The sequence below is a fragment of the Aquimarina litoralis genome, from assembly GCF_039523995.1.
GTDB lineage: Bacteria > Bacteroidota > Bacteroidia > Flavobacteriales > Flavobacteriaceae > Aquimarina > Aquimarina litoralis.
This window is the reverse complement of sequence record NZ_BAAAGE010000007.1, coordinates 126,553-138,195: the sequence shown is the minus strand read 5'-3', so window position 1 is coordinate 138,195 and position 11,643 is coordinate 126,553. Positions and strand designations below refer to the sequence as shown.

The following is an 11,643-nucleotide window of genomic DNA, read 5'->3' as shown; positions in this document are numbered from 1 at the left end:
ATAAAGCATCTCAGGAGAGTGCAATTTTCTTTTAGATTTATAATTGTAGGTTTAGGAATCCTGGTTTCTTTTTCTTCATGTGATTCGGATGACGAAACTACTATAGTTTTTGTTGGAGATTTGTTATTAGATCGTGGAGTGAGGACAAGAGTTGAACATTTGGGAATGGATACTCTGTTTCATGAATCGATAGATAGCGTTTTTGTAAAAAGCGATGTGGTTATCGCTAATTTAGAATGTCCAGCTACCAAAATAGAAGAACCTATTCATAAGAAATTTATTTTCAGAGCGGAACCAGATTGGTTATTTGCACTAAAAAAACATGGGATCACTCATTTGAATATGGCAAATAATCATTCCATGGATCAAGGTAGAAATGGTTTGGTAGATACAGAACGGAATATTATAAATGCTGGTTTAATTCCTTTGGGATATGGGAAGCATGCCCGAGAAGCATGTAAACCAATATTAATTACCTCAAATCCTAGAAATATATATTTGTTATCTTCTCTTCAGGTTCCTTCAGAAAATTGGACATTTTTAGAAGATAAGCCTTGTGTTTGCGAAGATTCTTTTGATGAAATTTCTGACAAGATTCATAACATAAAGAAAGATAATTCAGAAGCAGTAGTAATAGTTCAGTTGCATTGGGGAGCAGAACACACAAAAGTTCCACTGATATCACAAAAGCAGCAAGCATATAGTTTAATCGATGCTGGGGCGGATGTGATTATTGGCCACCATCCACATACCATACAAACCATAGAAGTTTATAAAGAAAAGCATATTTACTATAGTATAGGTAATTTTATTTTTGATCAGCATAATCCTATAAATTCTAAGGGATTGCTAATTCAATTAAAAATAGAGAAGCAACACATTTTAGTTTCAGATATGGAATTTGAAATCAAAAAATGTAGTCCAAGGCTTATAGATTAGTTTTATAAGCAACTAAGAATCGAAATCTATTTTCTTTTTTCTAAGCTCGAAATTTTGTCCAAGATAAACTTTACGAACCATTTCATCTTCTGCCAGTTCTTCAGGAATTCCTGCTTTTAAAATACTTCCTTCGAACATAAGGTAGGTTCTGTCAGTGATAGCTAAGGTTTCTTGTACGTTATGATCCGTAATTAGAATACCAATGTTTTTATTTTTTAGTTGGGCTACAATTCGTTGAATATCTTCTACAGCAACTGGATCTACACCAGCAAATGGCTCATCTAATAAAATAAAATTAGGATCTGTGGCTAAAGCTCTTGCTATTTCTGTTCTTCTTCGTTCTCCACCACTTAATAAATCTCCTCTGTTCTTACGAATATGACCTAACCCAAATTCTTCAATAAGAGATTCCATTTTGTGCAACTGTTCTTTTTTAGAGAGTTTTGTTAACTGTAAAACGCTAAGGATATTATCTTCGATACTCAATTTTCTAAAAACAGATGCTTCTTGAGCTAGATAACCAATCCCATTCTGAGCACGCTTATACATAGGAAACTTTGTAATATCGGTACTATCAAGTGATATTTTTCCTCCATTCGGTTTTACCAATCCTACAATCATATAGAATGAAGTTGTTTTACCAGCTCCGTTAGGACCTAATAAACCTACGATTTCTCCTTGATTTACTTCTAGAGAAATCCCTTTTACTACTTTTCTTCCTTTATATGATTTTATTAAGTTGTCTGCTGTTAACTTCATATTCTGAATGACTTCTTTCTATATTGGATGTTGCTAAAATAAGCGAATAAATTGACTACGAGCAACTTTATGAGTTTTGCTCCTCTAAAGCATCCCAAAATTCATATGCTTTTCGTAAATGCGGTATAACGATAGTTCCTCCAACTAAAGTCGCAATACTTAAAGATTCTACCACTTCTTTTTTGGTCAAACCTTCTTTATAGCAGGTTTCTAAGTGATATTTTATGCAGTCATCACATCTAAGTACAGTAGATGCTACTAAACCTAAAAGCTCTTTTGTTTTTACATCCAACGCACCTTCCATGTAAGCATTGGTGTCTAGGTTGAAGATTCTTTTAATAATCTTATTGTTATCTTCTAGAATTCGAGAGTTCATTTTCTCTCTATATTCATTAAAATCGTCTACTATAGTACTCATTTGGTTTGTGGAATTAATTTTTTGTTTTGTCTTTTGACCACTATTTTAGAAATAATAATACTTACTTCGTATAAAATCAATATTGGAATTGCAACAATTACCTGACTTGCAATATCCGGAGGAGTGATTACCGCAGATAAAATCAATACAATTACCAATGCAAATTTTCTGTATTTTTTTAAAAATTGAGGAGTGACAAGCCCAACTTTGGTAAGAAAAAACATAATAACAGGGAGTTCGAATATCAATCCACAAGCGATCACCGAAGCTCTTACTAAGGCGATATAGCTATCAATATCAAACTCATTCAATACTTCTGCACTCACCTGATACCCTCCTAAAAAGTTAATCGATAATGGAGTAATAATATAATATCCAAAAAGTACTCCTAGAAAAAATAGGCAAGAACAGATAATGATGAACCCCTTAGAGTATTTTCTTTCTTTATCATATAATGCAGGAGCAATAAACTTCCAAAATTCGTATAATACATACGGAAAAGCAGCTATAAAACCAGCAGTAATAGATGTCCAGATATGTACCGAGAACTGACCAGCTACTTTTCTACTTTGTACACTAAATGGTAACTCTTGGAAACACAAACTTTCATCCAAACCTAAAAGTTTAGAAAGGTTGCAAAGCCCTTTGTACGTCGGGAAATCTGGCTTTTTTGGCCCAAAAATCAATACATCAAAAATAAATTCTTTCGCAATAAATGCAACAATTGCTGCTATCAAAACGGCTACGGTAGCTCTTATTAAATGCCATCTCAATTCTTCAAGATGATCCAAAAAAGACATGGATTGTGGATCTTTTGTTATCTTTTTTTCCATTATAGTATTCCTTCTCGCATTAGGTCATGAATATGTAAAAGGCCAGCGTAGTTGCCTCTTTCTTCTGCTAATAATTGTGATATTCCGTATTCTTCTAAACGATCAAGAGCATCTACTGCCATTGCATCGATATCAATACGCTTAGGATTAGGAGACATAATATCTTTAGCAGTTAATCCTACAAAAGAAGTGTTTGTGGTTAACATTCTTCTTAAATCTCCATCTGTGATAATACCTATAATTTTATTATTATCGGTTACCGCTGTGGCACCTAATCTCTTTTCGGTCATTTCTACAATAACCGAATTGATATCGGAGTCTGGACCTACTTCCGGTTTTTCGTTTTTAGAAACGATATCTTGTACTCTTAGGTATAATTTCTTGCCTAACGCACCTCCCGGATGATATTTTGCAAAATCTTTACTAGAGAAACCCTTAAGATGTAATAAAGATACCGCTACGGCATCTCCCATAACTAATTGCGCAGTGGTACTTGTCGTTGGTGCTAGGTTATTAGGGCAGGCTTCTTTTTCTACATATGCATGTAGCACAAAATCTGCTTCTTTTCCTAAGAACGATTCCTTATTCGAAGTAATACCAATTAAAGTATTGTTAAAGTTTTTTATTAGGGGAACTAGCACCTTTATTTCAGGAGTATTTCCGCTTTTCGAAATGCAAATTACGACATCATCCTTAAGAATATTACCTAAATCGCCGTGAATAGCATCTGCAGCATGCATAAATACAGCTGGAGTTCCCGTAGAATTCATGGTAGCTACTATTTTTGAGGCGATTATAGCACTTTTTCCGATCCCGGTAATAATAACTCTTCCGTTGGAATTATGAATAGTATTCACAGCTTCAGCAAATTCCTTATCGATAAGTTGTTCTAGATGTGCAATAGCTCTAGCTTCTTCATTAATAGTTTGTTGCGCGAAGGAAATAATCGTATCGAGGGTGTTCAAAATTTGTAAAATTTGCGTGTTATAAATAAAGATTTTAGTATCTTTAATTATGCAAAGGTATAGAATACCTTATGAATATTAAATAATGCTGAAAAAAAGCTTTCTAAATTTTAGTTTGCTTATCTTTGGTAACTTTTTAAAAAAGAACAATCCACTAAATCTAAATTGGGGAAAAAGGTTTACGTGATAGAATTATTTTTAATTTAATTGGTATATAAAAGTTTGACAATTTAATGAGTTTGAACAAAACTGACTTACAAGGAGCTTTAAAAAAGTACTTTGGGTTTAGTCAATTTAGAGGATTGCAGGAAAAGGTGATAGAAAGTATTTTAAATAAAGAGAATACTTTTGTAATCATGCCTACAGGTGGTGGAAAATCCCTTTGCTACCAACTTCCTGCCTTAATGTGCGAAGGAACAGCAATTGTAGTATCTCCGTTAATCGCATTAATGAAAAATCAAGTAGACGCCATTCGTAGTATTTCTTCTGAAGAAGGAATTGCGCATGTGTTAAATTCGTCCTTAAACAAATCTGAGGTAAAAAGAGTAAAGAGTGACATCGTTAATGGAGTTACTAAGTTATTGTATGTTGCTCCAGAATCATTGACCAAAGAGGAATACGTTGATTTCTTAAAGGAACAAAAAATTTCTTTTTTGGCGGTAGATGAAGCACATTGTATTAGTGAATGGGGACACGATTTCAGACCAGAATACAGAAATCTTAGAAATATTATCAAAAGAATAGGAGAGGATATCCCGATTATAGGATTAACCGCCACGGCTACACCAAAAGTACAAGAAGATATTCTTAAGAACCTTGGAATGAGCAATGCGCAAACCTTTAAGGCCTCTTTTAATAGACCTAATCTTTTTTACGAAATACGTCCTAAAACGAAAAACGTCGATGCTGATATCATTCGCTTTGTGAAGCAAAATAGTGGTAAAAGTGGAATCGTATATTGCTTAAGTAGAAAGCGCGTAGAAGAATTAGCACAGACTTTAGAAGTAAATGGAGTAAAAGCCGTTCCCTATCACGCTGGTTTGGATGCCAAGACCAGAGCAAAACATCAGGATATGTTCCTTATGGAAGATGCAGACGTGGTAGTAGCAACTATCGCTTTTGGGATGGGTATTGATAAACCAGATGTTCGTTTTGTGATTCATCATGATATCCCCAAAAGTATCGAAAGCTACTATCAGGAAACAGGTCGGGCAGGGCGTGATGGAGGAGAAGGGCATTGTTTAGCATATTATGCCTATAAGGATATCGAAAAGCTAGAAAAGTTCATGAGCGGAAAACCTGTCGCCGAACAGGAAATAGGTCATGCTTTATTACAAGAAGTAGTCGCTTTTGCAGAAACTTCTATTTCCAGACGTAAATTTATTTTGCATTATTTCGGAGAAGAATTCGATGAAGTAACAGGAGAAGGAGCGGATATGGATGATAATGTTCGTAATCCAAAAAAGAAGCACGAAGCAAAAGATGAGGTACAACTTTTATTAAAAGTTGTAAATAAAACCGGAGAGATATATAAGTCCAAAGATCTAGTAAATACACTAATTGGGAAAAGTAACGCTCTTATCATTTCTCATAAAACCCATGAACAACCATTCTTTGGTACTGGAAAATCAAAAGAAGATAAATACTGGATGGCATTGATACGACAAGTACTGGTTTCTGGATATTTACGAAAAGATATCGAAACATATGGAGTCATACGTATCACTAAAGAAGGAAGAGAATTTATAGAATCCCCCGTTAGTTTTATGATGACAGAAGATCATGTGTATGATGAAACTAAAGATGATTCTATTATTACTGCGGCTAAATCAGCAGGAAAAGGAGGTACTGATGAGCAATTAGTAGGGATGCTTAAAGATCTACGGAAGAAGGTTGCAAAGAAATTAGGAGTGCCACCATTTGTGGTCTTTCAAGACCCTTCTTTAGAAGATATGGCACTTAAATATCCTATAAATATTGAAGAATTAGGAAATGTGCATGGAGTAGGAGAAGGAAAAGCTAAGAAGTACGGAAAGGAATTCGTAGCGCTTATCGCTAAGTATGTCGAAGAAAACGATATCATGCGTCCTGATGATTTTGTTGTAAAGAGTACAGGGGCTAATAGTGGTATCAAACTTTACATTATTCAGAATGTAGATAGAAAATTACCATTAGATGATATCGCGGCTGCCAAAGGAATGGATATGCCAGATTTTATTAAAGAAATGGAAGCTATTGTTTACAGTGGTACAAAACTAAATATCAGCTATTGGATAGATGAAATATTAGACGAAGATCAGCAGGAAGAAATACATGAGTATTTTATTGAAGCAGAAAGTGACAAAATTGATACAGCAATCGAAGAGTTTGATGGAGATTATGATGATGAAGAGCTACGATTGTATCGTATCAAATTTATCAGTGAAGTAGCGAATTAAGATTTTAAATATTATAACACAAAAAGGATTATACCAAATGTATAATCCTTTTTTGTTTTTCATTTACTCTGTGGTCATTTTTTGGACTTAAAAAATATTAAAAGATACATACAAACTAGAAGTGGTCAATTCTGAATCTGGTATCGCAGTACTTTTCGAAATATTTTTTGGAGTGTATTGTCTGAATCCAATTTTTACACGACCAGATCCAATACCACCACCATAAAAATAATCTGTAGTTGTATTTTCTAATTCATTTTCTTCAAAAACATTAGATTCTGTACCGATATTAAAATCTACCGTAAGTCCACCTTCTAGGAATAGTTCGAATTTAGGGCTTAGGTAAATATGGAATCTTGGTCCGACGGCAACATTAATACTTTTATAATCCAGTTCGAATGCGCTATTGGATATAGCAAAGTCTCTACCATCCATTGTAAACGCTTTGTAGGTAGATTCTAAAAAGAAACTTAAATCTACTTTAGAAAACGGGATAAAGGTTTCAATAAAAACTCCATAACGAGGAGCAAATACATCGTCGTAATTTACACCACCAGCAGCACCGATATTAGGATTAGAGCCATGCGTAAATCCTATAAGATCTGCAGCAGCAACCACACCAATTCTTGTTTGGTTAATTTTTTTACGAATGATATATTCAATTTTATTGCCTTTGCATTCGTTGTATTTTTTAAAATATTTTTTAAGATCTCTCTGTGTGTAGGTTAATTTGGAAGGGTTTTGATCTCCACATTTTATTTTTTTAGCTAGCTGCTCTTGGTAGGTGTTGTTTTCCTGAGGAATTACTTTTTTTCCTGGTTTTTTGCTTTCATCAGGAGTATAGAATACTTTATATAGCAGCAATTCTGGATATACTGTTGTTGGATTCGTATAGAAAAAACGATGTACATTGTTTTTAGAATATTGATACAGCGTGGTTTTACTTTTTAAGATGGTTCTTAAAAATATCTTTTTATAAGTAAGATCTGGATCTTTGGATTTCGTAGATTTTCCAACAGTATCTCCATTAAGATCAAATTGCAAGATATACCTTTTGTAAACGTAATCTTCTCCAACTCCAAATTCTTTGATGTTTTCAATAGTTGCAGTTTTGGAACTAGAAGAAATGTTTTTTTTCCATTGGAATTCGGTAGGGTTCGTTCTCCATGGAAGTTTTTTGATTAAGCATTTTGTACGTTTTCCATTATTATCTACAAAATAACCTGCTTCATAAATGCTTTGTGCCTGTATAGTGGTTATAAAGAACAAACCAACTATAATACTAAGTAAAGATTTCATGTGTGTGACGATCTGAGTTTGCGCAACCACAAATATAGTTTTTTTGTTAAAAATCAGATCTGTTCCGTTAAAAATAACTTTCAATCAAATAAATGAGTTGTCTAGAATTGCTTTTAAAATGATAAAATAAATAATTAATGAAGCTTCTAATGGAATTGGTACCGAAGTAAACTTGGTACTACCTTATGAATTAGAAGTATAAGTTTATGCAAATGGTTCTAATGATCTAAATGAACTCTTATTACTATAATTCAAAGAGGTTAAATTACTCGTTTTATACTTAGAATTTAACCTCTTTAGAATTTATTACTACATCCAAACTTAAATAATAAGATCGTTGCTTCTATATGTTTTAATGGTTAGGAGAACCTGCACAACAAACTAATACGACTCCGTTTCTGAATGTGGGAACCCAATAACCTCCAAATTGACAATCCTGGATATCATCACAGTTAGTATTAATTATACCTCCATTAATTTCCTTTTGTGTGTCCTTGTTCAATTTTTCAATCCCTTCGACGTTTAAAATGTTTTGTAACATAATTTGTAATTTTAATTTTTTGAAATCCCTAAACATTTATAGATACTTAGGATATGTATCTACAATTACATTCAAGAAGTAACTAAAATGTTACTATGAGTTTTTACTTTTTTTTAAAAAAAAGTAAAAAATAATGATAATGACAATTCCAAATGCTAACAAAAACATCCATAAATTATTAGATTGTGGGAGTAGTGTTCCAGTATCTCCAATAAGGATCATCGATGCCCAATAATGAGGTGATGCTTCTGCATCGGTATTGTTATGTAGATAATTGAGTTTTGCAGTTCGCAAAGCTTCTGATTTGGTTTGTCCTTCGCTTAGGTTTTTATAAAAATCAGCAGTGATCGTAACCGTAGCTTTATCATTGGTACTCCATAGAGATGGAATTACGGTATTTGCGCCAGACCGAAAAAAACCACGTGCTAAACTCATAATACCTTCGCCACGGCTTATTTTCCCTAGAGAGGTATTACATGCACTTAATACCACCAAATCAGCATTGTTTTTTACTGTGCCAAGCTCTTGATGATACAGTTTGTCATTCCTAAAAGCAATCCAAGGATTTAAACTATCAGATGCATTAGCGTGTGTTGCTAAATGAATAATTTTATATTGATCTAAAGTTTTTAGAAAGTTATCTTTAGTGGCTTCTTTTTCGCTTAATATATCACCTGAATAATAAGAATGAGCAGCAGAAATTTCTTCTAGGCTTTTAGATAATGTCGTTTGTTCATTATTAAAATGCACCGGTGCTATTCCTAGTAAATCTTTTGATGCTTCTCGCTGAACGAGTGCGTTTTCTTTCATGAACGAAAAGGAATAAACATAGTTAATCTCTGCTTCTTCGATAAAGTAAGTGTCTTTAGTGAGATCTGTAATCAAACCCTCAAAAGGAATGTGATTGAGTATATAATCCGAACAAATGGTAATTTTTTTGTTTCGTAGGAAAGATTGTATTTCTTTTGGGAATAAGGATTGATAAATAGAGTAAGAAACCTTTTTATAGTATAGTATTTCTTCTTCGGTTGTAAAAGGTTTATTTAATTGTTTTCTTAGGGAATAGATGTTCTTTTCAAGTTGTTTTAGATTATTGATCTTGAATAATTTTACATCATTATGGGATATTAACAATCCATAGGCTTCAAAATCGGCACCATCCACATGTTTTTCCATGATATACTCTACAGCTACTTCATTATCTAATAACTTTAATTCTGATAAAGCAATAATAGAAGGTAAGTATTTAGAAGAGAAATATTTTGGATAAATTAAAGACAAGGAATCTGTAAAAGATTCTAAACGAAGTTTTTCGCTAAAAATGATGGAAGCAATAGAATCTTTTTTATTAGCAGCAGTAGTAATTAGTTTAGTTTGTAATGTAGTAATGTTATTTTTTATATTATTTTCTTTATCTAATAATTCATCTGGTATAGTATTATTTTTGCTTATGATTTGCTGCGTTAATAATAAAGCTTTTCCTTTTTCCATAAAATAAAAAGCATCGTCTGTTTTATTAAGTCCATAGCAAGCTTCTAATACCATAACGTAGATTTCTGACGCTAAATTTCTCCATAATAATTTTGAATTATTGGAAATCTCCTCTTTAAGAAGTAAATCAACCAAAACGTCACAGGTGAAAGCTGTTTTAATAGCTTCATGAAAATAGCTAGGATTATTTTCTTTTTTAGCCAATAATATCCAAGTATTTAATTTTTCCTTTAATACTTGAAGAAAATATGCCTTGTTAACTATATTTTTCATGAGATCCTTCTTTGGTAACCAATAAATATCAGGTTTGTCAATTCCAAAATGATAGGAAAAAGCAATCGCAAAGTTTTCTTGTGCTTTTAAAAATTGTTGTTCATCAATATCTTTAATACCAAGACCAAAATAAATACTTGGAACTAGAGACGGTAGATGTTTGGAATATTGCAATGCCTTATCAAAATACTCGCTGGATATAGTTTTGTTAACTTCTATATAAGCGATAGCTAGGTTAAAATAGATTCTTGATAATTTAGAAGTAAAATCCTCTTCTTTTGCAATTTCTAATGCTTTTTTTAAGTAGTTTATTCCTTTGGAAATATCCTTTAAGTCAACAACTTCGATATATATAGTGCCTAGATTATTGTAAATAGAATATTGATCAATTTTAAAAGGAAGTTTACTTTGTGCGATTATAGAATCAGCGATTAAAAAGTGATGAATGCTTTTTTCTGCACTGGCCTTGCTCCTGATGTTTCTATAAGAAACGCCTATGCGATTATGAGTACGAATGATATATTTTAGATGCTTCTCCGGATTAAAATACTCAAAAGATTGGTTTTGATACTCGATAGCCTTATGATAATCGCCAAGTATATCGTAAGAATCTCCAATATGTGCTAAGGCTCGTCCTTTTAAAAAATTGGCACCTCCAAGGGCTAACATTTTTTTAAAATATTTAATACCTACATGTAAATTTCCTTTTCTTCTATGGTAGTTAGCGTAGTTATAACAACTTGCTTTATGTAATTTAACATTATATGGCGAAGCTATTGCTCTAGCTTCATAAGCAACTTTAACTAGTTCAATGGCTTTATCCCATTTTTTTTCTTTGTGTATCCACTTTGCTAGTTGGTGTGCGTCATACCCTAATTGAGAATAGTTATTTGCTTTTTTATATTCTTCTAAATGAACACTGTAAATAGTTAGTTTGCTGAAATCCGTCCCTGGAAGTTGGTGAATGGAATCTAAGATAGAGGAAATTCCCTGCCCAAAAGTTACTATAGGCAGGAAAAAAAGTATGATTCTAAGAACTCGTACATTGATCTTATTCAACAAGATTTTTTTTGGATATTATTGTTGGTAAAGAATTATTTGGTTAACAATCGAACAAAAATTCTGTGCATCAATAATTTCATTATTAGTTACTAGTTTTGCGTAGTAAGGACCATCAGGATTTATAATTGGATCATCCTCAATTTCATCACTATCATCCGGAATTCCTTTATCAGCTTCAAGTATTGATTTACCTGGTTTTTCAATTAATATATCACCAGAAACATACCAAATATCTACGTTGGGACAGTCGTGATTGGTATAAGCTAATATAGAACCAAATACCATTTTTTCTAAACTATCTTTAAAATTAAGTCTATCCTGTGCTGTGAAATTAGCAGGGTAATAAACATATAATGGACGTACAGAAAAAGTACCACCTAGGCTTCCTCTTTTTTGTAAATCCAGTAATTCTTGATTGGTTTCTTCTTCAATTCCAATTTCTTCTGTAGAACAGCTTTGTATTCCAATTACAAAGACTGCTGCTACCAATAGTAACGCTATTTTTCTCATTTTAGATGTTTTTTGTTTTCAATATTCAATAGTATATTCCCCGAACTAAAAGAATGTTACCACGCGAAAGTAAAAAATAAATTTTTAAAAGATGTTCAGTAGCTATGTCTTAGAA

10 protein-coding genes are annotated in these 11,643 nt (G+C 32.7%); 2 read left to right on the top strand and 8 right to left on the bottom strand.

Features of this window, described 5'->3' with window-relative positions:
* Positions 1-18 precede the first annotated feature (18 nt).
* Positions 19-939, top strand: a complete 921-nt coding sequence (locus ABD077_RS23805) for a CapA family protein (RefSeq protein WP_343914707.1) — start codon at positions 19-21, stop codon at positions 937-939.
* Positions 940-951: 12 nt separating this feature from the next.
* Here ABD077_RS23805 and lptB read toward each other — a convergent pair whose 3' ends face one another.
* From lptB to ABD077_RS23785, 4 genes are all read right to left on the bottom strand, one after another.
* Positions 952-1,698: an LPS export ABC transporter ATP-binding protein gene (gene lptB, locus ABD077_RS23800; RefSeq protein WP_299609308.1), complete on the bottom strand. Its 747-nt coding sequence runs from the start codon at positions 1,696-1,698 to the stop codon at positions 952-954.
* A gap of 67 nt (positions 1,699-1,765) precedes the next feature.
* Positions 1,766-2,116: a carboxymuconolactone decarboxylase family protein gene (locus ABD077_RS23795; protein WP_343914706.1), complete on the bottom strand. Its 351-nt coding sequence runs from the start codon at positions 2,114-2,116 to the stop codon at positions 1,766-1,768.
* On the bottom strand, positions 2,113-2,949 hold the full coding sequence (gene tatC, locus ABD077_RS23790) for a twin-arginine translocase subunit TatC (protein ID WP_343914705.1): 837 nt from the start codon (positions 2,947-2,949) through the stop codon (positions 2,113-2,115). The genes ABD077_RS23795 and tatC overlap by 4 nt, the downstream gene beginning before the upstream one ends.
* A complete protein-coding gene (locus ABD077_RS23785) occupies positions 2,949-3,914 on the bottom strand; it encodes a KpsF/GutQ family sugar-phosphate isomerase (protein ID WP_343914704.1) in 966 nt (321 codons plus the stop codon). The genes tatC and ABD077_RS23785 overlap by 1 nt, the downstream gene beginning before the upstream one ends.
* Positions 3,915-4,147: 233 nt before the next feature.
* Between ABD077_RS23785 and recQ the strand changes: the two genes are divergently transcribed.
* Complete coding sequence (gene recQ / locus ABD077_RS23780; protein WP_343914703.1) at positions 4,148-6,352, top strand: DNA helicase RecQ; 2,205 nt, start codon at positions 4,148-4,150, stop codon at positions 6,350-6,352.
* Positions 6,353-6,439: 87 nt separating this feature from the next.
* Here the strand turns inward: recQ and ABD077_RS23775 are convergent, their stop codons facing one another.
* From ABD077_RS23775 to ABD077_RS23760, 4 genes are all read right to left on the bottom strand, one after another.
* On the bottom strand, positions 6,440-7,651 hold the full coding sequence (locus ABD077_RS23775) for a hypothetical protein (protein WP_343914702.1): 1,212 nt from the start codon (positions 7,649-7,651) through the stop codon (positions 6,440-6,442).
* A 352-nt stretch (positions 7,652-8,003) separates the two neighbouring features.
* Positions 8,004-8,192, bottom strand: coding sequence for a hypothetical protein (locus tag ABD077_RS23770; protein ID WP_343914701.1), 189 nt, complete (start codon positions 8,190-8,192; stop codon positions 8,004-8,006).
* A gap of 93 nt (positions 8,193-8,285) precedes the next feature.
* Entirely contained in the window at positions 8,286-11,015 is a 2,730-nt protein-coding gene (locus tag ABD077_RS23765; protein ID WP_343914700.1) for a CHAT domain-containing protein, read from the bottom strand.
* An 18-nt stretch (positions 11,016-11,033) separates the two neighbouring features.
* Positions 11,034-11,528: a hypothetical protein gene (locus ABD077_RS23760; protein WP_343914699.1), complete on the bottom strand. Its 495-nt coding sequence runs from the start codon at positions 11,526-11,528 to the stop codon at positions 11,034-11,036.
* Between the last annotated feature and the right edge of the window lie 115 nt (positions 11,529-11,643).

Excerpts from the sequence above, each read along its gene's own strand:
- lptB (WP_299609308.1), bottom strand. The coding sequence starts at position 1,698 with ATGAAGTTAACAGCAGACAACTTAATAAAATCATATAAAGGAAGAAAA.
- ABD077_RS23795 (WP_343914706.1), bottom strand. The coding sequence starts at position 2,116 with ATGAGTACTATAGTAGACGATTTTAATGAATATAGAGAGAAAATGAAC.
- tatC (WP_343914705.1), bottom strand. The coding sequence starts at position 2,949 with ATGGAAAAAAAGATAACAAAAGATCCACAATCCATGTCTTTTTTGGAT.
- recQ (WP_343914703.1), top strand. The coding sequence starts at position 4,148 with ATGAGTTTGAACAAAACTGACTTACAAGGAGCTTTAAAAAAGTACTTT.
- ABD077_RS23775 (WP_343914702.1), bottom strand. The coding sequence starts at position 7,651 with ATGAAATCTTTACTTAGTATTATAGTTGGTTTGTTCTTTATAACCACT.
- ABD077_RS23770 (WP_343914701.1), bottom strand. The coding sequence starts at position 8,192 with ATGTTACAAAACATTTTAAACGTCGAAGGGATTGAAAAATTGAACAAG.
- ABD077_RS23760 (WP_343914699.1), bottom strand. The coding sequence starts at position 11,528 with ATGAGAAAAATAGCGTTACTATTGGTAGCAGCAGTCTTTGTAATTGGA.